Genomic DNA, 23979 nt, shown 5'->3' with positions numbered 1-23979 from the left:
GGGGGTTCACCATGGAAGAACTTGAAATTGAATTCAAGAATCTACTTGATTATTCAACTTATGAACAATTAAAAAATGCGTTATTTATCGATGCCCCGATGATTACGCAAACCAATTTTTATATCGATACGAATCAATTCGATTTAAAATCTCACAAATGTGCACTTAGAATTCGCGATAATGGTGCATCTAAAATGATGACATTAAAAATACCACAAGCAATTGGTGTCATGGAGTATTCTGGTGTGATTGATGAGCGTATCATAGATCAGGAATATATTGCACAACGTTTTATCCCTGAAAATATTGACCAGCAATTAAAAAAAATGAATATTGCAGATAATTCACTTCGTGTATTTGGTGCATTATCTACAGAACGTCGGGAAATAGAATATAAATCCGGTCTTCTTGTTCTTGATGCCAGTTATTATCTTGATACTAACGATTACGAGCTGGAATATGAAGTAAGCAACTACGAAGAAGGCAAAGTACATTTTGATGCGTTACTTGAATATTATAACATTGACAAACAAGAAACAATTAGCAAAGTACAAAGATTTTATAACCACTACAGTAAACTTACAAGCAAAATACTTTAAAATTGTAATAGACATGCTATATTAGAATGAAAGTAAGGAGATGTCAGATGGATACAATTTTTGATCGTATCGGTCAGGAGGATTTATATCAAATGATAGATATCTTTTATTCGTATGTTAAAGAAGATGAGCGTATTAATCATTTATTTCCTGGTGATTTTAATGAAACTGCTCGAAAACAAAAACAATTTCTAACACAATTTTTTGGGGGACCAACGCTTTACTCTGATGAACATGGTCATCCCATGATGCGTGCACGTCATATGCCTTTTATGATAGGAGAATATGAAAAAAATGCATGGCTCGAAAATATGACGAAAGCTGCATATGAAGTAAGGATGGATGAAGGTGTCAGAACTTACTTATTGCAACGTTTAACGCTTACTGCTGAACATATGAAAAATGTCGATTAAAGGATGAAGGTGATGTAGAATGGGACAACTACAATTAATAGTAAATCAAACGCGAGAACAATTAGCACCAAATAAAAAAATAGAAATCTATTCTTTCTTTGATCCTTTTTGTAAAGATTCATGGGAACTTAAAGCAACTTTACGCAAGTTGCAAATTGAATACTATCAATTCGTAGAAATCAAACAAATTCTACTTCCTACTTTGAAGGTACTTACAAAATGTCAGGCACAAAGTACAACTTACGATGATAATATTGCTTTAGCATTCAAAGCAGCTGAATTACAAGGAAGAAAGAAAGCAAATTTATTTTTGAATTTTATACAGAATGAAATAATGCCAAAACAAGATATAATCACAAAAGAATTGATTATGCATTGTGCTCAAAAAGCAGGATTAGATATTGAAGTTTTCACCAATGATATACGTAGTAATCATGTAACATCCTCATTAAAGTGCGATCAACATATCGCGAATGAAATGGATGTCAGTGTTACACCTACACTTGTTTTCTTTAATGAAAATTATGAAGATGAAGGATTAAAAGTAGAAGGTATTCACGCTTATCATATATACACTTATATCATCAATGAACTTGTCGAAACGCCGATCGAAAAAAAGTTACCACCATCGCTTTCAGAATATATTTGTGAACAGGAAATGGTAAGTGAGCACGAACTCGAAACTGTTTATGAGTGGCCACATAATATATTAATGAATGAGCTACGAAAGTTAAAGCTTCAGAATATTATTGAAGATGTTTATTATGATCATGACTTATTCTGGCGTTTTAAATCACTATAGAATAGCACACAAAAAACCGATATCGTATAGGATATCGGTTTTTTGTGTGCCTTTTTTTCCAAAGAATTTATTAGTACAGTTTCATTGTTTTTCATAACAGTTATTTGTGCACTTAAAATATAATAATAAAAAATCTCATAAAAAAATACCGTGTCTGATTACACGGTATTTAAACAAAGGGGATGGGAGAAATTTTTCACTCAAACAAAGGGGTATGTTTGGTATGTGATTAATTTCATGTACTTAATATAACACGGAATTTGTTCTGTTTCAAATAAAATGGATACTGTTCACAAAGTTGACATATTGTAAACGTATTCACTGTTTATTTATTATTTTGATAATTTTATTAATCTTTCAAATTCATCTAATCTTTCTTCGAATACTTTACATGCATTTTCTATTGCAACGCTTGATGTCATATCGACACCTGCTTTCTTAAGCACTTCGATAGGATAATCAGAACTACCTGCTTTTAAGAAATAATTGATATAACGTTCCACAGCAGGTGCTCCTTCTTCAAGAATTTGCTTGCTTAACGCAAATGCTGCACTATATCCTGTTGCATATTGATAAACATAATAGTTGTAATAAAAATGTGGGATACGACTCCACTCATATTGAATATTATCATCAGTTATTACAGCATCTCCATAATATTTCTTATTCAATGCTGCATACTCTTTATTTAATCGTTCAGCAGTTAATGGTTCATTATTTTCAACGATCGTATGGATGATATGTTCAAATTCAGCAAACATCGTCTGTCTGAATACAGTACCTCTGAATCCATCTAACTGGTAATTGAGTAGATATAGTTTTTTCTTTTCATCATCTAAATTTTTGTACATATAATCTGCCAGTAAAGCTTCATTACATGTTGATGCTACTTCAGCAACAAATATTGAATAGCCTGACATATTAGACGGCTGACTTTTTCTTGAAAAATAGCTATGTGCACTATGGCCAAACTCGTGTGTTAAGGTAAATGTATTGTTTACATTATCTGTCCAGTTCATTAATATAAATGGATTTGTACCAAATGTTCCAGATGAATAAGCACCACTACGTTTTCCTTTATTTTCGTATACATCTACCCAGCGATTCGTTAATCCTTCTTTAATTACTTCTATATATTCACTACCCATCGGTTCAAGTGATGTCAGCATCCAATCTTTCGCTTCTTCGTAAGTAACTTTGAATTCAACATCTTCTATTAATGGTGTATACATATCATACATATACATCTCATCTAGACCTAATAATTCTTTACGTAATGCTGTGTAGCGATGTAATAATGGCAGATGATCATTAACCGTCTTAACTAACGTATCATATACAGACTCCGGTATATCATTGTTTGATAATGCTTGATGACGAGCACTTTCATAATTTCTTACTTTACTTGAAAATACGCTTGCCTTTACTTTTCCTGCTAGTGTTTGTGACAATGTATTATTAAATTCACCGTATCTAGAGTAAACCTCTTTATATGCGTTTTTACGTAATACACGATCATCAGACTCTAAATAAGTAATATAGTTACCATGAGATAACGGTAATGAATTACCATCTTTATCTTTTATGTTATCAAAAGTTAAATCGGCATTATTAAACATACTAAAAGTATTGCTTGAAGCAGAAAGTGCTTCCTGAGCTTCAGCTAATATCAATTCTTCTTTCTCACTAAGAACGTGTTCACGTCGTTTATTAATTTTTTCAAGATCAAATTTGAAACGCTCTAATCCTTTATTCTCTGCAATAAATGTATTTAACTGTGATTCATCAATTGTCATCAGCTCCGGTAACATAAAACTCCAGGCAGATGAGAATTGACTTGCAAGCGTTGCAGCACGTTGCTCAAAAGCAGTATACTTGGCATTTGTAGTATCTTCATCATGTTTAAGATGTGCATATACATAGACTTTACCTAATAATTCATCAATTTCAGCATCTAATAGTAATGCATTTAACAAAGTTTCACTTGAAGTACCTAGTTTACCTTGAAATGCTTTTTCTTTGCCAAGATACTCTGAAAGCTCAGTAAAGGCACTTTCCCACGCGTCATCGGATTTAAATATTGTCGTTAAATCCCATGTGTTTTGCTCATGTTGCTCGCTTCTTGTTATTAATTCTGTCATTTTAAATCCTCCATTTCTTTAATACATATAATTTTCTCACTTTTCTGTTATTAATGCACGCATTTGATTTGATATATGCTGATAAACTTTTAAGATGTGTAAAGCTAGTTCTGGAGGCGATATCATTAAGTTACTTTGTTCAGATAATTTTAAGCAATGCATCCATTTTTGAAAATCAAATTGTTGATTGTGAATCATCACCATCAATTCAACCTGCCATTCTATAGGATGTTTATCTATATATATTTGTTCAGGTATTACTATACGTAAGTATTCTGGTATATTTCTATGGTCTAACCTGAGTTGATAAAGTCCACTTAATGTGGGCTGCAGCACTGACTTTTTTGCTAAGCAATTTTGAATATGCTTTTTCGTTTCTATCTTGCTTAATATACGATGTGTTATTTTTAACTGATTATCAGAAATTATTGAAAGTATCACTTCTCCATTCATAATCCTACTAATTTTAATTTCAAATTCATTATGATTCAGTACACGGGTAATCTGTAAGGCAAAAAATGATTTTAACTGCGTATGATAAGCAAACAATACATTACTTGCTAAATGAATTAATGATTTTTGAAAGTATGTTAGTTTCATTTTCGTATCATTGATATTTATATCTTCAAATTTAGTAATCCATATTACATCCACACCAATTGATTTGTAGCCAGAAGTTCTCGCAGCAATGTGAGAAATCGGGATTACCGACATCTGTAGTTCAAATGCTATAGAAGAAGTGTGATAACAGTCAGGTATCTGCTCAATGGATGATAAATAATATTCCATAAAACATGTTGAAGGATCAAATAAATCATATAAAGCATATTTACCTTCTATATGGGCGATTGTTTCTTTTTTGTATGTATACATAAAACAATCTTTTAAAGTTTGATGTGCAAAATGCGATAACTTAACTTTTCCTTTTTTTAATACAACAGGTTTATTACAAATTGGACAAGTGTATCGGCCCGGCAATGCACGATTGGCCTCAATTAATTCTCCGGCAACATTTAAAGCAACAAGCATAAAAAAGCACCTCCTACTTATATATAGTAGAAAGTGCTAAAAGTATTTTTTACAAATGTGTAAATATTGTAAATCACTACAATTTAAAATATTTTTGTACTTGATGTTTCACATTATGACTCATCACGACTTTTCCATACTCTTCAAGTTGTTCTTTAGAAATACGGGATTCATCAGCATACTCTAATATATGCGCAACATATGTATGTACTTCATCATCTGATAAACGTTCATCAAACTGTACATAATAATAATATCTTCCTTCATGCATATAAAGTAGGTCTTCAATGTCGATATCAAGATGATCATCATAACCGAATTGGATAACATGCTCTAGATTATCAAAGTGTGCAATAAATTCATTATCGAGATCATTTATTTCAGATGCTTTCATTAATAAATCACGTAACTCTTTTTCATCCCGAACTGATTTACTTAAGAAATCGTTCACCTGATATTCAAGATTTTCAGGTGATTCATCATCCGGTAAATGTAAAACATCATCCTGTTTAGTTTTTGTAACAACAAATTCAATACCTTTATCAAATGCATGAACTTGTATCCATAATGGCCCTTCAACAAAAAATTCTTCCTCTTCGTTGATTTCTTCCATCATAGACCAAAAGAATTCTTCACCAGCTTTACGGTTCGTCCATAAATCATCACGTTTAAATCCTCGAGCCTCTATATCTGCATATGTTAAATAAAATTTTAATGTAGTGTCATTTACGCGTTCAATTCTCATGGTCTATTCCCCCTATCAATAGAATTGTAAGTCTATTGTACATTAAAGGGTATATCCTCACAATGAATTAACCTTAAAGTGATACATAAAAAAGCTGTCAAATTCATTCATGTGAACAAATTATGACAGCCTGTTATTTTAAATTAATCTACCATACGTTGTGCTTCCAATAATTGGAACGTACGCACTTTACGTGGTAAGAAACGTCTGATTTCGTCTTCATTGTATCCAACTTGTAAACGCTTTTCATCTAAGATGATTGGACGACGTAATAAACCAGGGTTCTTTTGAATAATTTCATATAATTCCTGTAAAGGTAATGCGTCGATATCGACATTTAATTTTTGGAATGTTTTTGAACGTGTAGAGATGATTTCATCTGTACCATCTTCTGTCATTCTTAAGATTGCTTTTATTTCATCGATTGATAAGTTTTCTGAAAATATATTACGCTCCGTATACGGAATGTCATGTTCTTGTAACCATGCTTTCGCTTTACGGCAAGATGTGCAACTTGGTGAAGTAAATAATGTTACCATACATCTCACTCTCCTAATTGTGTTATTTATCAGTTAGATTATTATTTGCATAATTTATCTTAAACGCTTAATTATATTTACCCTTTATGCGTTAACTTAAACATTGTCAAATGATATAAATTAAAAAATAATTATACAATTAAATTAAGCAATCAAAATGTAAGATAAATGCTATTGATGTTTGTTCTAACCTGATATTATTATTATATTATCTGAACATTAAAATTTAATGAGAATTCTCTAATAAAATGAAAATAATTATCTGAACATTCAATCATTAATTACTGAAGTTAATCTCATAAATTTTATTATTTACTCTTACACTATACACCTTATAAATCCTTATTACAATACGTTTTCATAAGTTTTCATTTTTGTCACATATTAAATTAATCCTAATTTTTATTAAATCTGTTTATTTATTATATCCTTTTATATAGTACAATATACTTACTATTATAAAAGGAGTTTTATATATGCAAACATTATTTTCAGGTATTCAACCGAGTGGTGTTCCTACAATCGGAAACTATATAGGTGCATTACAACAATTTGTTGAAATTCAAAATGACTACGACTGTTACTTTTGTATTGTTGATCAACACGCGATTACCGTTCCTCAGGACAAAGCAGCATTACGAAAGAATATTCGCTCACTGGCAGCACTTTATCTTGCTAGTGGATTAGATCCGGAGAAAGTAACGCTCTTCATCCAATCAGAAGTCCCAGCTCATGCTCAGGCAGGATGGATGCTAACAACGATTTCAACGATTGGTGAACTAGAACGTATGACGCAATTTAAAGATAAGGCAAAGGATCGTAAAGAAGGTATTCCTGCAGGATTATTAACTTATCCACCACTTATGGCTGCAGATATATTATTATATGGCACACATATCGTTCCTGTCGGTGATGATCAGAAACAACATCTTGAATTAACGCGTGACCTCGCTGAACGATTTAACAATAAATATAATGATATATTTACGATTCCAGAAATTAGAATGCCTAAAGTCGGTGGACGCGTGATGAGTTTACAGGATCCTACGAAAAAAATGAGTAAATCTGATAGCAATACGAAAGGATATATCTCTCTTCTTGACCCACCGAATACTGTAGCGAAAAAAATCAAAAGTGCAGTTACTGATTCTGAAGGGATCGTAAAATATGATAAAGAAAATAAACCAGGCATTTCTAATTTGTTAGGCATTTATTCAATCTTCTCAGATAAAACGATTGAAGAACTTGAAGTTATATATGAAGGAAAAGGTTATGGCGACTTTAAATCAGATTTAGCAGATGTTGTAGTAGCATTTATTACACCTTTCCAGGAAACATACGAATACTACATGAATTCACCAGAACTTGATGAAATACTCGACCGTGGTGCTGAAAAAGCCGCATTTAAAGCAAATAAAATGCTTAAAAAGATGGAGAACGCAATGGGGCTAGGCAGAAAAAGAAAATAAAAAAAAGAGCACTTCACTGAAATTCAGTGAAGTGCTCTTTTAGTTGTAACTATTTTTTACCTTCGATAGTAACTTCTTTTAAAGTCGTATCTCCAGCAAATTTATGAGTTACATAGTTTTTAATGTATGGTTGACGTAAACGTGCAGTTCCACGTTGATACATCGGAATGATAGCTGCATCTTCTAAGAATAATGTTTCTGCTTCTTGTAAAGAAGTCCAGCGTTTTTCTGGATCTGCTAATAATGGACCTTTAGCATCTTTAACTAATTTATCAAATTCTTTGTTTGACCAATCCATTTGGTTATGTGGACCGTCAGTTACGAACATATCGATAAATGTCATTGGGTCTGGATAGTCTGGACCCCAACCAGCAAATGATAATTCATAGTTACCTTTAGATTCTAAAGATAATTTTTGTTTGAATGGTTGTTGCTTAATTTTTAAAGTAACACCTGGTAAATTAGTTTCTAATTGTTCTTTTATATATTCAGCATCTTTTTTAGATGTATCTGCATCATATGTTAAGAATTCAAAATTAAACTTGTCTTTACCTAATTCTTTTTTCGCTTTTTCATAGTAATTATTCGCTTCATCTTTATCATAGTTTAACGGAGATTTTACACCATCGATATAATCTTTACCGTCTGGACCTTTAACGAATTCTTTAGGCATTAAAGTATCAACTGCTACTGATCCATTGTTTAATAAAGTTTTTACGTATTTATCTTTATCAATTGATTTCGCTAAAGCTAAACGTAAGTTTTTGTTTTGTAAATCTTTGTTTTTTGATTGGTTGATACGTACAAAGTAAGTAGAAGCATCTAATTCAGTAGAGAATTGATCTTTGTATTTCGCATCGTTTTTGTACTTATCTACGTTTTCAGCTGTTAAACCTACAGCATCGATTTTACCAGTAGTGTATAAGTTTAAAGCAGTTTGTGTTTCTTTAACGATTTGGTAGTTAATTTCTTTTAACTTTACTTTATCTTTATCCCAGTATTCTTTGTTTGGCGTTAACTGGTAGTTTTTCTCAGTGTTCCACTCATTTAATACGAATGGACCATTGTATAAAGCATCGTCTTTAGTTGTACCGTACTTGTCACCTTTTTCTTTAACGAACTTTTCATTTTGTGGTAAGAAAGTACCGAATGCTAATAATTCCTGGAAGTAAGGAACGTTAGTTTCTAATTGAATTTCTAATGTGTTATCGTCAATTGCTTTAACACCTAACTCATCAGGTTTCGCTTTACCTTCCATGATTTTGTTAGCATTTTTTAAATCCGCCATAATATATGCATATTCAGCACCTGTTTTAGGATCCATTGTACGTTTCCATGCATATTCAAAGTCTTTCGCTGTTACAGGGTCACCATTAGACCATTTTGCATCTTCACGTAATTTGATTGTCCATGTTTTACCGTCTTTAGACTTTTCAGGGTCACCTTCAGCGACACCCGGAACAGCCTTATCGTCTTTATCTAAAGTATAAAGACCTTCCATTACCTGGTTGAAAGTATCGAAAGATACTTGGTCAGTTGCTAATGAAGAATCCATAGATGGAATATCTGATGATGACGCAAAATTTAATACTTGATCACTTTTACCACCATCTTCACCGCCACTACTAGATTTCTTATCTCCGCCACCTGAACAAGCTGAGACAAAACCAGTTAAAGCTAATAATAGAACTAAAAACCATTGAAAATTCTTTTTCATTCAACTTCCCCCTACATATAAATTATTCAATCTGCTGTTTGGAATATTCAGAAGATTTGTATTAATTATATTTTATATTCAAAGGTATAGCAATACTTTTTTTATACATTTTTTAATTCTTTTGAATATTTTATTATTTTATATTTATTCACATTCTTTTATTAAGTATAACTTTAAATTTCTTTCTGAATCCCTTAATAATGGTAAGTTATTTTTCTTATGTTTTGTTATCATTTATAAAGTGTATTTTTTCCTTTTTATATTTTTTTATAAATTTATAAAGATTTTTGCATAAAAAAAAAGACATAGCGATATTTCCATCGCTATGTCTTTAAATGATTAATAATTATGATTATAAGATTTCTTTAATGCTTCGTATTCTTTAGGTGAGCAATATACGTAATGATCTGGAGCAACTTCACGTAACTCTAATACATCGTCAGCAGTATACGCATGAACATCGGGGTTATACGTTTTACGTACGCGTGTGCGCTCTGATTCAGGATCTGGTAATGGAATTGCAGATAACAATGACTTCGTATATTCATGAAGTGGATTGTTATAGATAGCATCCGCTGGTCCTACTTCAACTAATTTACCGAAATACATTACACCAATACGGTCTGAAATGTATTTAACCATTGATAAATCATGGGCGATAAATAAGAATGTTATTCCGCGTTCATTCTGTAATTTCTGCATTAAGTTTACAACCTGCGCCTGAATAGATACGTCAAGCGCTGAGATTGGTTCATCGGCAATAATAAACTCTGGTTCTACTGCTAATGCACGTGCGATACCGATACGCTGACGTTGTCCTCCTGAGAATTCATGTGGATAACGGTTAGCATGTTCTTTAGATAAACCTACAGTCTCAAGTAACTCGTAAACACGGTTTGCACGATCCTGTTTATTCTTTGCAAGTTTATGAATATCGATACCTTCAGCAATAATATCCATAACTTTAAGTCTTGGGTTAAGTGAAGCATAAGGATCCTGGAAGATCATCTGCATGCGACGATTAAACTTTAATAAATCTTTTTTGTTTTTAATCGACTGAATATCAGTCCCATCAAAGATAACTTCTCCACCAGTCGCATCATATAATTTAATCAGTGCACGTCCTGTTGTTGATTTACCACAACCTGACTCACCTACCAGACCTAACGTTTCACCGCGATAAACATCAAAAGTAATATCATCGATCGCTTTTACTTCATTTTTCTTGCCAACGTTGAAATATTGTTTTAAATTTTTTACTTCGATTAATTTTGTTTTTCCTTCAGCATAAGGTTTTGAACCCACTGCTTTTCTTTCTGCTTCAGAAAGTTTTGTTTTATTTAAGTCTGCTTCATTATAGTGTGATGCATCTTCAACAATCTCATCTTCACTTACTTGAATCGGACCATCTTCTATTGAATGTTCTACAGTATGATCTGCAGGATGCTCTGAAGTATGATTCACAGTTTTTTCAACTTTAACATCTTCTACTGTATTTCCTGTCTCATCAATTACTTTAACACGACCATCCGTATTGTTATGCACTTTATCGTCTCTCATTAAAAGCTAACCCCCTCAACACGTTTTGGCTCTGCATAGTCACCAGGCATAGGGCGCAGCTTTTGTTTAACCATTTCAGGTGGTTCAACTTTAGGTGACTGCGGATCCATCAACCATGATTTCACAAAATGCGTATCTGAAACCTGGTACCAAGGTGGCTCCTGTTCAAAGTCAATTTGTAATGCGTAATCTGAACGTCGTGCAAAAGCATCACCGACTGGCGGTTTAATTAAATCTGGTGGCGTACCAGGAATTGCGATTAATTCCGTATCCTGATGTGTATCTAAACTCGGCATAGATGATAATAATCCCCAAGTGTATGGATGTTTAGGATTGTAGAATATTTCATCTACTGTTCCTGTTTCAACGATTTGTCCACCATACATTACTGCAACGCGATCTGCTACGTTTGCTACTACCCCTAAGTCATGGGTAATGAAGATAATTGAAGTATCAATTTTCTTCTGTAAATCTTTCATCAATTCTAAAATTTGTGCCTGAATTGTTACGTCAAGTGCTGTTGTTGGTTCATCGGCGATTAGAATTTTTGGGTCACATGCAAGTGCCGTTGCAATAACGATACGTTGACGTTGTCCACCAGAGAACTGGTGAGGGTAGTTATTAAAGCGCCCTTCCGGATTCGGAAGTCCTACTAAACGTAAAATATCTAGTGCACGTTCCTTAGCTTCTGCTTTTGATAACTTTTGATGTTTAATCAGTGGTTCCATTACCTGCTTACCAATTTTCATGGTTGGGTTTAATGAAGTCATCGGATCCTGGAAGATCATTGAAATATCTTTTCCACGCACTTCCTGCATTTCTTTTTCTGATAACTTTGCTAAATCTTTACCATCGAATAAAATTTGTCCTTCTTTAATACGAGAAGGTGGTGATGGTAACAACCTCATAATCGCTTTCGTCGTAACTGATTTACCTGAACCAGATTCACCAACGATCGCTAAAGTTTCTGCTTTATCTAAGTGGAAATCAACACCACGTACTGCCTGAACTTCCCCCGCGTTAATATCGAAGGAAACTTTTAAATTTTTAACTTCTAAAATTCTTTCTGCCATTCTAATTTCCTCCTTTATTTACGCATTTTCGGATCAAATGCATCACGTACACCGTCACCAAAGAGATAGAAACATAAGATTAATAATGATAATACTGCAGATGGAACAAACATTTGATATGGGTGAATCAATAACATTTTACGACCATCATTTACTAATGCCCCAAGTGATGTCATCGGTGGCTCTAAACCTAAACCGATGAAGCTTAAGAATGCTTCGAAGAAAATCGCACCAGGAATTGAGAACATTGCTGTTACGATGATTGGTCCTAATGTGTTCGGTAAAATATGTTTAAAGATTAAACTCATGTTTGAAGCACCTAATGTTCTTGATGCTAAAATATATTCCTGGCCTTTTAATTTTAAGAATTGTCCACGTACGATACGGCTCATTCCAATCCAGCCGGTAAGTGACATGGCTAAGATGATTGTCCATAGACTACCGCCGAATATAATTACGAATAAAATCATGATGATTAAGTTAGGAATCGATGCAATAATCTCAATGATACGTTGCATCAATGTATCTACCCAGCCACCAAAGAAACCTGAAATAGATCCATAAGTAATCCCGATAACAACATCTAAAAATGCTGCTACAACACCAATAAAGATAGAAACTTGTGTACCTTTCCAAGTACGTGTGAAAATGTCACGACCAAGTTGATCTGTCCCGAACCAGTATGCTTCTTTAACATTCTTAGATTCATAAACATCGAAACCATCTTTATCTTTACCATCGAACGGTAAGAATCCTACATCCTTTAGCGCCATAATTTTTGGCGGTAAGTTAGAATGATCGACGTTTTGCGCACGATACGTATGACCACTAATCAACGGCCCGATAAACGCCATTAATGTTAAAAGAATTAAACCGATTAAGCCAAGGATAGCTGCTTTGTTAGCTTTTAATTGTAACCATGCATCCTGCCAGAATGTCTTAGATTCACGTTCAATTTTTTCTTCATTGATTTCATCACGATTTGCTAATACAAATGAACCAGGAGGTGTTGCTAAATTTTGATTTAAATTTGCATGATTAACATTTTCTTCTACTTCATTAAATTTTGCCATTAATCTTTACCTCCTTGTACACGGATACGTGGGTCAATGATGCCGTATAATATGTCAACGATAAATAATACTGCTACGAATAATGCACAGATAAATACTGTAAGCGCCATAATAACCGGATAGTCATTCATTTGAATAGAACGCACGAATTGATCTCCAAGACCAGGAATACCGAATATCGTTTCGATAGTAAGCGCCCCTGTTAAGATACCTACTGTCATTGGTCCAATTAAAGTAATGATCGGAATCAACGCATTCCGTAATGCATGGCCAAATAATACTTTTGTAGTTGAATTACCTTTGGCACGTGCTAATGTAATATAATCTGAACTTAAAACCTCAATCATTTCTGAACGAATATATCGTGCGATAGTTGCGATAACACCCGCTGATAATGCAATGGCTGGTAATACTGCATAATTAATTCCTTCCCAACCTGCAACTGGGAACCATTGTACTTTAACAGCTAAGAAATATTGTAATAACACGGCTAAAACGAATGATGGGACTGAGATAGCAAGTACAGAGAATACAGTGGCCAGGTAATCTACCCATGTATTTTGTTTTACTGCTGCAATAACGCCTAAAATAATACCAAGTGTCACACCAATAATCATTGCATAAAGACCAATTTCAGCAGATGGTCCAAGACGAGGGATAATTAATCCTAATACATCTTTATTATCATATTGGAATGAAACGCCGAAATCACCTGTTGCAGCCTTCTTCAAATAATTAAGATATTGCACACCAACCGGATCATTTAATCCATATTTTTCATTCACGATTGCTTTCTGTTCAGCTGATAACTTTTCATCGTTGAACGGTGAACCAGGCATTAATTTCATTAAGAAGAACGTAGCCGTAGTAACAATGAACAATGTTAAAAGCATATAAGAAATTCGTTTAATCGTATATTTTAACATGCACTTCTTCCTCCTTATAATCATATAGCGCAAAATCAATTTTTGCTCTAATACTATAATAACTAAATTTTCTCATAATTCATACAACTTTTTTTATTTATTTAAAAAGAAGGATATAAGTTGCATATCCTTCCTTCTAAATTGGTTTCAAGATACTATTTTTTAATTTCAGTTTCTTTGAATGAATAATCTCCAGCAAATTTATGAGAAACAATGTTTTTCACATATGGTTGCGTTAAGAATGCGCCACCACGTTGATAGATTGGAATAATAACTGCTTCATTTAAGAATTCAGTTTCAGCATTTTGTAAAGTTGTCCAACGTTTTTCTACATCTGTTAATAAAGGACCATTCGCTTCATCAATTGCTTTGTCATACGTTTTTGAAGACCAGCCTGTTTGGTTATGTGGCCCATCTGTAACAAACATATCTAAGAAAGTCATTGGGTCTGGATAGTCAGGACCCCAACCACCTAATGATAATTCATAGTTTCCTTTAGATTCTAAATCTAATTTTTGTTTGAATGGTTGTTGTTTAATTTTTAATGTTACACCAGGTAAATTAGATTCAATTTGTTCTTTAAAGTATTCAGCATCTTTCTTAGAAGACTCTTGGTCGAATGTTAAAAATTCAAATGTGAACTTATCTTTACCTAAAGTTTTTTTCGCTTTTTCAAAAGAATCTTTAGCTGCTTTTGCATCGTAATTTAACGGAGATTTCACACCATCAACAAAGTCTTTACCCGCTTCGTCTTTAACAAATTCTTTTGGCATTAATGTGTCAATTGCTACAGAACCATTATTTAAGTTGTTTTTAACGTATTTTTCTTTATCAATAGATTTTGCTAAAGCCATACGTAAATCTTTGTTTTGTAAATCTTTATTTTTTGTTTGGTTCATTCTAATGAAGAATGTTGAAGCGTCTAGTTCTGTAGAATAATTTTTATCATCTTTGTATTTATCGATAAATTCTGCAGGTAATCCTACACGGTCAATTTTACCAGTTGTATATAAGTTAACACCTGAGTTTGCGTCTTTTAATACTTTATACGTAATTTTTTCTAATTTTACATTATCTTTATCATAGTATTTATCATTTTTCGTTAAAGTAAATTTGTCTTCCGTTTTCCATTCGCTTAATACGAAAGGACCGTTATATAATGTATCTTTTTCTGTAGTTCCGTACTTTTCGCCTTTTTCTTTAACGAATTTTTCATTTTGAGGTAAGAAAGTACCGAATGCTAACAATTCTTTGAAATAAGGTTTAGATTTTTCTAATTCAAATTCTAAAGTTGTATCATTAACTGCTTTAACACCTAATTCAGAAGTTTTCATTTTTCCTGTATTAACTGCTTCTGCATTTTTTAAGTCGTACATAATGTAAGCATATTCTGCAGCTGTTTTTGGATCTAATGCACGTTGCCATGCAAATACGAAGTCTTTTGCTGTTACTGAATCACCATTTGTCCATTTTGCATCATCGCGTAATTCAACTGTCCATTTTTTACCGTCAGCTGAAATTTTTGGTTCACCTTTTGCAATTGCAGGAACCGCTTTATCATCTTTATCTAATGTATATAAACCTTCAATCGTTTGGTTATATACATTGAATGAAACAGCATCTGTTGCTAAAGATGAGTCCATTGTTGGAATATCACTAGATGCAACTAAACGTAATGTTTTATCATCGCCACCAGCAGTATCACCAGAACCACCTTTTTTACCTGAACATGCAGCAAGTACCATTGTAATTGCTAAAAATAAAACTAATAAAGATTTTACCTGTCTTTTCATATCTTTCCCCCATTTCTAAAAATGCCTCTGTTAATTTTCAGAAGATTAACTTTATTATAAATGTTATAGTAAATAAATAGCAATAACTTTTTATACATTTTTCTTAATATTTTCAATACTTTTTATACATATATAGTGCACTAAAGCGTTAAACGAAAGGTATATTTATACGTATTTTTGTATATAAAAATTGTTGTATTGTCGTAATAATCGAGTTTTATATTATATTGTATTATGATTATTCATTTTTATAACATTTTATATGCATTTTATGAAAATAAGGATATAATAAATAAAGTTAATATAGGAGGAATAATTGTGAAAAATTACATTATTATTTTTGCGATAGAAGCAGGTTTAGCTATTATTTATGCATTATTTAGCGGACTGAATTTATTAAATTTTTTAAACGGTACCTTTACCGTTTCAATGATAGGGTTATGTATCGGATTATTTATGATGATGTATAGTGACGGGGCATATAGTATTATGGGCCATTCCTTTAGAAAGTTTAATTACATGATGGCACCTAAAAGAATTAAAGAAACAATGGATGAAGATCCAGACTTCAATAAAAAATTGCGCATCAGACAAGAAAAGTACATGTGGACTAACCCGATTTTATTTGTATCGCTTGGATTAGTGATTATAAGTTTAATTGCTATGTATAGCATGGTGTAGAATTTTATTGATGAAGATGTTGGCCGATATTTTTAGTTTATCGGCCATCATTTTTGGATTTCGACTAGTTCTGGGATTTCATGACCGATATTTTCGATTTATCGGCCATTATTCTGGGATTTGAACTAGTTTTGAGATTTCATGGCCGATATTCTTAGTTTATCGGCCATCATTTTTGGATTTGAACTAGTTTTGAGATTTCATGGCCGATATTTTCGATTTATCGGCCATTATTCTTTTTATAACTCCTATTTTTATTGCTCCCTTGAGAATGATAATTCTGTTTTAAAAATCTTCGCACACTTCTCTCTGGTACGCCGCTCCAATAAACCACGTCTTTAGTCTTAATAATACCTTGATTAATATGAAAGAGTTCATCAATTATATTTTGCAGCATCTCAGATTTTTCATATGTATGTCCGCATGCACATGATACAGTTTTATATTTGTTCAAAACTTCAACCTTATTAATTTGCAGACATTTTGGACAACGTGGACCTGATTTCATCTTTTCGAACGGATAATAATAAATCCTTTCAAATGCTTTCGGATTATTTAATTCAACAAGTTTTTCTGCTACGTATAGATCTTTCTTATATGTTTTACTTTTTAATAAATGATGAATAAAACTATCGATTTGATTATTAAAGAGTATTAATGGATTACCATCGTAATTTCGAATAGAAAATTGTTTATTAATAAATATTATTTTACTTTCCACTTTATATCCCCAATTGTTAATATGCTCAATTCTAGTTAATCTGTCATGTGCTGCATCGAGTTGTGCCATAATATTTTTATAGTTCCGTCCATTTTCACTAATGAAGTTATCATTGTTATATGTATACACACCACTAAAGTTCTTAACGTCAAAATGATAGATCACTTTATCAACTACTATAATAAAGTCATATTGTGATGACCCGTTATTTTCTAAAGTAATATCCCATATTTTTATACCTTCAAATATATTTTTCAAATACTCGTAAAACGCTCTTTCTCCAGCTGCTCCCATCTTATATCTATATAGGTTGATGCGATCATTTTCCTGTAATGTTATTCTATCTTCTATTGCAAGTAAATATTGATAATACCTGTCTGGATGATGTGCTTTAATAAACATATATTCACCTCATCCAAATTATAAAAATTAACATTTGTTAACACAAGAAAAAAGTGAGAAAAATTAATTTCTCACTTTTTCCTATTCACTATATTTTTTTAAGATTAATACTGCATTATGACCACCAAATCCTAAACTGTTTGTCATCGCATATTCAATGTCACGTTCAATACTTTTATTCGGTACAAAATTCAGTCCGAATGCATGTTCATCCTCCTGATGGATCGTTGGTGCAATCTTTCCTGTTTCAATAGAAAGTGCTGTAATAATTGTTTCGATTGCACCTGTTGCACCTAATAGATGACCCGTCATTGATTTTGTCGAAGATACTAATAGATTTTCTGCATGTTCTCCGAATGTTGTCTGAATCGCTAAGGCTTCATACTCATCACCAATCGGTGTACTCGTACCATGTGCATTTAAATAGTCGATTTTATCTGCTTCTATACCAGCATCTTTAAGTGCCATCTTCATCGTACGCACTCCACCTTCGCCATTCGGTGCTGGTGCTGTAATATGATGTGCATCTCCATTATTACCGTAACCTACAACTTCTGCGTATATATGAGCGCCTCGCGCTAATGCATGGTCTAAATTTTCTAGTACGACGACACCTGCACCTTCACCCATAACAAACCCATCACGTCCTTCCTGATATGGACGACATGCTGTTTTTGGATCTGGATTTGTACTGAGTGCACGATTAGATGTAAAACCAGCGATACTTAAACGTGTGATTGGTGCTTCAGTACCACCTGCTATCATTACATCTGCATCTCCATATTGTATCATCCTGGTAGCATCACCGATAGAATTTGTTCCTGTTGCACATGCTGTAACAGTACATCCATTTGGTCCCTTTGCACCTAAATCGATAGATACTTGTCCAGCAGCCATATCAGGAATTAACATCGGTACAAAGAACGGACTAACGCGTCTTGGTCCTTTATCAACTAAAGTTTGATGTGCAGTTTCAAAAGACTCGATACCACCAATGCCCGATCCAATCCAAACGCCAATACGATCACTATTATCATCAGTAATTTCTAGTTTCGAATCATTTAATGCTTCACGTGCTGCGACTACCGCATATTGCGTAAATCGGTCCATTCGACGTGCTTCTTTCAATGGCATATGATCTTCAATATTGAAATCCTTCAATTCACCTGCTACTTTCACTGCCATATCATCATGCTCAATACGTGTAATAGGCGCTATGCCGTTAACGCCTTTCACAGCATTTTCAAATGTAGTATGTGCATCATTACCGATTGGGCTTAATGCACCAATTCCAGTAATTACAACTCTATTTTTCATTATTTTCTCTCCTTATCTCCCCAAATTAATGTCATAGCACCATAAGTCAGACCTCCACCAAATCCAACAAAAACTAATTTAGAGCCGTTCTTAATCTTCCCTTGTTCTAATTCATGGAATAATGAAAGTGGTATGCTAGCTGCTGATGTATTACCATATCGATCAACAGTAACACTCATCTTCTCTGGAGGTATCCCTAAACGTTCACGTGCTGATTCCATAATACGTATATTTGCCTGATGTGGAATAAACATATCAATTTCTTCTGAGTTTAGACCCGCTTTCTCAACTGACTTCAATGAAACATCACCCATAATACGTACAGCAAATTTAAATACTTCACGACCGTTCATTTTGAGTAATCCTGTATCCTTATTATCAAATAAATATTTACCGCCTGAACCATCGCTTCCCCATTCATGTGATAGGAAGCCATATCCTTCAGCAACTTCACTCACAATGACAGCTGCAGCCCCATCTCCAAATAAAATTGCTGTATTACGATCATTTAAATCTGCAATTTTAGTTAACTTTTCTGCGCCTACTACTAAAATATTTTTACACAATCCTGTTTTAATGAATTGTTCCGCCGTAATTAAACTATAGATAAATCCCGTACATGCTGCGAGTTGATCCATTGCCGGAACATTTCTTAATCCAAGTTTATCCTGAAGCATCGTTGCTACAGAAGGGAATTTATGATCGCCTGTTGCAGTTGCTACAATAACCATATCTATATCTTCTTTATTTATTTTAGCATTTTTGATTGCATTTTCACATGCAATGAATGCTAAATCACTTACATCCTGATCACCTCTTGCAAATCTTCTTTCTTTTATACCTGTCATTTTTGAAATCCATTCATCTGAAGTATCCAAGTAACTTTCAAAATGTTCATTGGTTACTATTTTTTCAGGGATATAAACCCCGATTCCTTTTATACCTACATTCATGTGATGCACCTCTTATATCTACTTTTAGTATCTGGTACTAATTTAACATAAAAAATTAAGAACTTCAAATAGAAGTCCTTTATTTTTCAGTATCACTTTCGAGATATACATTCACGTTATTTTCAGGTGCTTTTTTACCGTTTGGTAGTTTACCTGTTTTCTTATATTCCTCAATCAGTTTATCCATTTTTTCAATTGTACTTGATGTAACCAATGGCGAATAACCATGTAGGCTAGTAATATTATCTTTCATGCCATGATATTTTGTTCCACCTATTAGTCTACCTTCCGAGTATTCTCTTGCAATATCCTGATACAACTTCGAAATATCCTGCTCAGTACTTGCCAGAACAAAGTCACCTAGATAGCTCTGGTCAGTGATATATCCGATTGCTTTACGATCATAATCTTTAACAATCCCCATAACTTCACTATTAATACCATCTGCAGCCGGATAAAATACATCGACATCATTTTCTATCATTTTCTTTGTAATGACACCAACATCATTATTATACTCCCACGTCTTTACAAAAGAAGCCTGAATGATAGTCTTTTTATTTTCATTGTATGCACCATCCATAAATCCCTTAATTTCAGGCTGATAATCAAAAGCTCCTATTACACCAATTTTATGAGTCTTTGATTCATGGCTGGCTAAGTACCCAGCAAAAAATCCCATACTATATGCTTCGACATTAAGTGCAGAAACATTTTTATGTTTACTTTTCCCATTTGTAAAAACAAAATGAACATCAGGATATTTTTTTGCATATTCATTAAAAATTTTCTCATACATAGATCCTTGCCCATAAATAATAGAAACATCTCTATCAAGAAATTCATTCAGTACAAGTTTAGTTTTTTCTTCATCATCAATATTTTCCTGAATATAGAAGTTTGTATCATAATCCTGAACAATGTCTAATACTGCCTTATATCCTTCTGTTCCCCAAGTCTGATCATTGATTGATTGCGGGAAAATAAAACCAACACTATTTATTTCATGATATTTTGGTATTTTATAATAAACTATTGTACCAAGCACCGTTATAAGCACTACAAGAAAAACAAGAAATTTTTTCATTTTTAGTTCCTTTCAACGTCAGGGGTATACAATTTACGTACACTCTTTTATAATAATTAATATAACATCTTTCATGGGGGATAAACATATGCAATATATTATGACATTCGTTTGGGCATTTATTCTTGTTCAAATGGCAAACTTCGTTTTAATGAGTTTAGTAGGTGGTAATGACTTAAACTTACCATTCGCAACAATTATTAGTGTAATTTTTGGTATTTTAGCAATTATTATTGCACACGTAATTCCGAATGAGCCTATTCCAGCACACGAAGAGCATTAAAAAAACGAGACATCTGTCTCGTTTTTTTTATACCATAAATTTAACTTCATCATTAATGCGATCTACTTTAATTACTGTGCCTTCTGAATAATCTTCTTTAATCAATAATCTTGCTAACGGTGTTTCGATTTCTTTTTGAACGAATCGTTTCAATGGTCTTGCTCCAAACTGTGGCTCATACGCTGTGTCGGCAATCCATTTCTTGATTTCATCCGTTAATTCAACTTTTACACCACGACTATCTAAACGCGTATTTAATTCACGCACTATTTTATCAACAATAAACGTCATATCATTTCTACTCAATGGTTTAAATAATACAATATCATCCATACGGTTTAATATTTCAGGTTTAAAGTGTAAATGTAATGCATCCATCACATTTGTTCTTGCTGTTTCTGTAATTTCATCATTTTCAATACCGTCTAATAAATATTGTGATCCGATGTTACTTGTCATAATGATGATTGTATTTTTAAAATCAACGATTCTTCCTTTAGAATCTGTTAAACGGCCTTCATCTAATAACTGTAATAATACATTAAATACATCGCTATGTGCTTTTTCAATTTCATCTAATAAAAGCACAGTATAAGGATTTCTTCGAACTGCTTCCGTTAATTGTCCACCTTCTTCGTGACCAACATAGCCAGGAGGTGCACCAATCAAACGTGACACAGCATGTTTCTCCATATATTCACTCATATCGATACGTACCATATGTTTTTCAGAATCGAATAAAGTGCTGGCTAACGTTTTAGCAAGTTCAGTTTTACCGACCCCCGTTGGTCCTAAGAATAAGAAGCTACCGATAGGACGATTAGGATCTTTAATTCCTGCACGTGCACGGACAACTGCATCTGCTACTAAATCAACAGCTTCATCCTGACCAACTACACGTTCATGTAGAATCTCAGATAATTTTAATAATTTCTCTTTTTCAGTTTCTACAAGTTTACTAACCGGAATCCCTGTCCACTGAGACACAATGTAGCCAATTTCTTCTTCAGTAACGACTTCTCGAATTAAACGGTCAGTGCCTTTCGTTTCTTCAATTAAACTATCTTCTAGATCAGCTAATTCTTTCTCAACTTGCGGTATCTTACCATATTGTAATTCAGATGCTTTACCTAAATCGTAGTTACTTTGAGCTTCTTCAAGCGCTGTACGATATTTATCAAGCTCAGCTCGTTTTTCCTGTACGACGCTAATTTGAGATTTTTCTTTCTCAACACGTGCCTGTAAAGTCTGCTGTTTCTCTTTCTCATCTGCAAGTTCACGTTGTAGTTCAGATAAACGGCTTTGACTCTTACTATCTGTTTCATTTTTCAATGCTTTTTCTTCAATCTCAAGTTGTAACACACGACGATTCACTGCATCAAGTTCAGTTGGATTTGAGCCCATTTCAGTACGAATCGTAGCACATGCCTGGTCTACAAGATCAATCGCTTTGTCTGGTAAGAATCTATCTGTAATATAACGGTCTGATAACTCAGCTGCTGCTACAAGTGCTGTATCCTGAATTCTTACACCATGATGCACTTCATAACGTTCCTTTAAACCACGTAAAATAGAGATTGTATCTTCTAAATCTGGTTCAGCTACATTAACTTTCTGAAAGCGACGTTCTAAAGCTGAATCCTTTTCAATATATTGACGGTATTCATTTAAAGTTGTTGCACCGATACAATGTAACTCCCCACGCGCGAGCATTGGCTTTAACATATTACCTGCATCCATGGCACCATCTGTTTTACCTGCACCAACTAACATATGGATTTCGTCGATGAATAATAAAATTTTACCGTCTGATTCTTTTACCTCTTTCAACACTGCTTTTAAACGTTCTTCAAATTCGCCACGGAATTTTGCGCCTGCAACAAGTGCTGATAAATCAAGTTCAAATATCGTTTTATCTAGTAATGCATCAGGCACATCTTTTTTTACAATACGTTGTGCTAATCCTTCTACAATTGCTGTTTTCCCTACACCTGGTTCACCAATTAAAATCGGATTATTTTTTGTTTTACGGCTTAATATACGAATCGTATTACGCACTTCTTCATCGCGACCGATAACCGGATCCATTTTTCCGTTTCTTACTTCCTCTACTAAATCACGTCCATATTTCTTTAATACTTCATATTGAACTTCCGGATTTTGTGTCGTCACGTGGTTTCCCCCTCTAATCTGATTAATAATTTCTTGTATTACTTCAGCTTTATTACCGACAAACAATCTTGTAGGTTCATGCGTTTCAATTGCAGCCAAAATAATATGTTCTACAGAAATATAATGATCATCCATTTCATCCATCTTTTTTTCTGATGCATTCAGTAACTGATTAATTCCATTGCTTAAATATTGTCCATATTGGATATTACCCTCTACTCGGGGTATTTTTGTTAACGCTTCATTTAAAATTCTTTCATATGCTTTAATATCTAAATTACTGCGTTCAAATACAGTATTTAACATGCTGTCACTTTGCAATACAAAATGTTTCATTAGATTTTCTACTTCAATCGCCTGTAGTTTTTCTTCTACTGCGTCATTTTGAGCATACTCTAAGGCAGCCTGTACGTTATATGTCATCTTTTCTATATTCATGAAATCACCTCAAAAAAGTTTGACTATCTTTGACTATAATATCATT

At 33.3% G+C, this 23979-nt stretch carries 21 protein-coding genes; 6 read left to right on the top strand and 15 right to left on the bottom strand.

Annotation, left to right across the window (positions count from 1 at the left end; translation table 11 throughout):
* Nucleotides 1–11: 11 nt before the first annotated feature.
* From HT586_RS04460 to HT586_RS04450, 3 genes are read left to right on the top strand one after another with little or no spacing between them, the layout of a single operon-like run.
* Nucleotides 12–599, top strand: coding sequence for a CYTH domain-containing protein (locus HT586_RS04460; protein ID WP_188017983.1), 588 nt, complete (start codon nucleotides 12–14; stop codon nucleotides 597–599).
* A 47-nt stretch (nucleotides 600–646) separates the two neighbouring features.
* Nucleotides 647–1012 (top strand): globin domain-containing protein, encoded by a 366-nt coding sequence (locus HT586_RS04455; RefSeq protein WP_203546378.1) that lies wholly within the window; start codon nucleotides 647–649, stop codon nucleotides 1010–1012.
* Nucleotides 1013–1031: 19 nt separating this feature from the next.
* Nucleotides 1032–1814, top strand: coding sequence for a DsbA family protein (locus tag HT586_RS04450; RefSeq protein ID WP_096076981.1), 783 nt, complete (start codon nucleotides 1032–1034; stop codon nucleotides 1812–1814).
* A gap of 332 nt (nucleotides 1815–2146) precedes the next feature.
* On the opposite strand, the gene pepF is transcribed toward HT586_RS04450, so the two are convergent.
* From pepF to spxA, 4 genes are all read right to left on the bottom strand, one after another.
* Entirely contained in the window at nucleotides 2147–3955 is a 1809-nt protein-coding gene (gene pepF / locus HT586_RS04445) for an oligoendopeptidase F (protein ID WP_203546377.1), read from the bottom strand.
* A gap of 36 nt (nucleotides 3956–3991) precedes the next feature.
* A complete protein-coding gene (locus HT586_RS04440; protein ID WP_203546376.1) occupies nucleotides 3992–4984 on the bottom strand; it encodes a competence protein CoiA in 993 nt (330 codons plus the stop codon).
* Between the two features lie 76 nt (nucleotides 4985–5060).
* Complete coding sequence (gene mecA, locus HT586_RS04435) at nucleotides 5061–5729, bottom strand: adaptor protein MecA (protein ID WP_203546375.1); 669 nt, start codon at nucleotides 5727–5729, stop codon at nucleotides 5061–5063.
* 143 nt (nucleotides 5730–5872) lie between these two features.
* Complete coding sequence (spxA, locus tag HT586_RS04430; RefSeq protein ID WP_096076985.1) at nucleotides 5873–6268, bottom strand: transcriptional regulator SpxA; 396 nt, start codon at nucleotides 6266–6268, stop codon at nucleotides 5873–5875.
* 476 nt (nucleotides 6269–6744) lie between these two features.
* On the opposite strand from spxA, the gene trpS reads away from it, so the two are divergent.
* Entirely contained in the window at nucleotides 6745–7737 is a 993-nt protein-coding gene (trpS, locus tag HT586_RS04425) for a tryptophan--tRNA ligase (RefSeq protein ID WP_203546374.1), read from the top strand.
* A gap of 49 nt (nucleotides 7738–7786) precedes the next feature.
* Here the strand turns inward: trpS and HT586_RS04420 are convergent, their stop codons facing one another.
* The 6 genes from HT586_RS04420 to HT586_RS04395 all read right to left on the bottom strand — a co-directional run bounded on the left by HT586_RS04420 (nucleotide 7787) and on the right by HT586_RS04395 (nucleotide 15879).
* Complete coding sequence (locus tag HT586_RS04420) at nucleotides 7787–9454, bottom strand: peptide ABC transporter substrate-binding protein (protein WP_203546373.1); 1668 nt, start codon at nucleotides 9452–9454, stop codon at nucleotides 7787–7789.
* Between the two features lie 339 nt (nucleotides 9455–9793).
* Nucleotides 9794–10759 carry an ABC transporter ATP-binding protein gene (locus tag HT586_RS04415; RefSeq protein ID WP_203546539.1) on the bottom strand — a complete coding sequence of 322 codons (966 nt, stop codon included), beginning with the start codon at nucleotides 10757–10759 and terminating at the stop codon, nucleotides 9794–9796.
* A 254-nt stretch (nucleotides 10760–11013) separates the two neighbouring features.
* Entirely contained in the window at nucleotides 11014–12087 is a 1074-nt protein-coding gene (locus HT586_RS04410) for an ABC transporter ATP-binding protein (RefSeq protein ID WP_203546372.1), read from the bottom strand.
* Nucleotides 12088–12101: 14 nt separating this feature from the next.
* A complete protein-coding gene (gene opp3C / locus HT586_RS04405; RefSeq protein WP_203546371.1) occupies nucleotides 12102–13160 on the bottom strand; it encodes an oligopeptide ABC transporter permease in 1059 nt (352 codons plus the stop codon).
* Nucleotides 13160–14086: an oligopeptide ABC transporter permease gene (gene opp3b / locus HT586_RS04400; RefSeq protein ID WP_203546370.1), complete on the bottom strand. Its 927-nt coding sequence runs from the start codon at nucleotides 14084–14086 to the stop codon at nucleotides 13160–13162. Before opp3b ends, opp3C begins: the two co-directional genes overlap by 1 nt.
* Nucleotides 14087–14241: 155 nt before the next feature.
* On the bottom strand, nucleotides 14242–15879 hold the full coding sequence (locus tag HT586_RS04395) for a peptide ABC transporter substrate-binding protein (RefSeq protein ID WP_203546369.1): 1638 nt from the start codon (nucleotides 15877–15879) through the stop codon (nucleotides 14242–14244).
* 318 nt (nucleotides 15880–16197) lie between these two features.
* Between HT586_RS04395 and HT586_RS04390 the strand changes: the two genes are divergently transcribed.
* Complete coding sequence (locus HT586_RS04390) at nucleotides 16198–16560, top strand: DUF3899 domain-containing protein (protein ID WP_203546368.1); 363 nt, start codon at nucleotides 16198–16200, stop codon at nucleotides 16558–16560.
* Between the two features lie 220 nt (nucleotides 16561–16780).
* Here HT586_RS04390 and HT586_RS04385 read toward each other — a convergent pair whose 3' ends face one another.
* The 4 genes from HT586_RS04385 to HT586_RS04370 all read right to left on the bottom strand — a co-directional run bounded on the left by HT586_RS04385 (nucleotide 16781) and on the right by HT586_RS04370 (nucleotide 21040).
* A complete protein-coding gene (locus tag HT586_RS04385) occupies nucleotides 16781–17683 on the bottom strand; it encodes a nuclease-related domain-containing protein (protein ID WP_203546367.1) in 903 nt (300 codons plus the stop codon).
* A gap of 81 nt (nucleotides 17684–17764) precedes the next feature.
* Nucleotides 17765–19000, bottom strand: a complete 1236-nt coding sequence (gene fabF / locus HT586_RS04380) for a beta-ketoacyl-ACP synthase II (RefSeq protein WP_133353562.1) — start codon at nucleotides 18998–19000, stop codon at nucleotides 17765–17767.
* Nucleotides 19000–19953, bottom strand: coding sequence for a beta-ketoacyl-ACP synthase III (locus HT586_RS04375; RefSeq protein WP_203546366.1), 954 nt, complete (start codon nucleotides 19951–19953; stop codon nucleotides 19000–19002). Before HT586_RS04375 ends, fabF begins: the two co-directional genes overlap by 1 nt.
* Nucleotides 19954–20032: 79 nt before the next feature.
* The gene (locus HT586_RS04370) at nucleotides 20033–21040 is read right to left on the bottom strand and encodes a BMP family ABC transporter substrate-binding protein (RefSeq protein WP_203546365.1); all 1008 of its coding nucleotides are present in this window, start codon (nucleotides 21038–21040) and stop codon (nucleotides 20033–20035) included.
* Between the two features lie 88 nt (nucleotides 21041–21128).
* Between HT586_RS04370 and HT586_RS04365 the strand changes: the two genes are divergently transcribed.
* A complete protein-coding gene (locus HT586_RS04365; RefSeq protein ID WP_096076997.1) occupies nucleotides 21129–21323 on the top strand; it encodes a YjzD family protein in 195 nt (64 codons plus the stop codon).
* Between the two features lie 27 nt (nucleotides 21324–21350).
* Here HT586_RS04365 and clpB read toward each other — a convergent pair whose 3' ends face one another.
* Nucleotides 21351–23933: an ATP-dependent chaperone ClpB gene (gene clpB, locus HT586_RS04360; RefSeq protein ID WP_203546364.1), complete on the bottom strand. Its 2583-nt coding sequence runs from the start codon at nucleotides 23931–23933 to the stop codon at nucleotides 21351–21353.
* Between the last annotated feature and the right edge of the window lie 46 nt (nucleotides 23934–23979).

This window comes from Macrococcoides bohemicum (assembly GCF_016865215.1).
Classification (GTDB): Bacteria; Bacillota; Bacilli; order Staphylococcales; family Staphylococcaceae; genus Macrococcoides; species Macrococcoides bohemicum.
The sequence above is the reverse complement of the archived record's forward strand: the minus strand, read 5'-3'. Positions and strand labels throughout refer to the sequence as shown.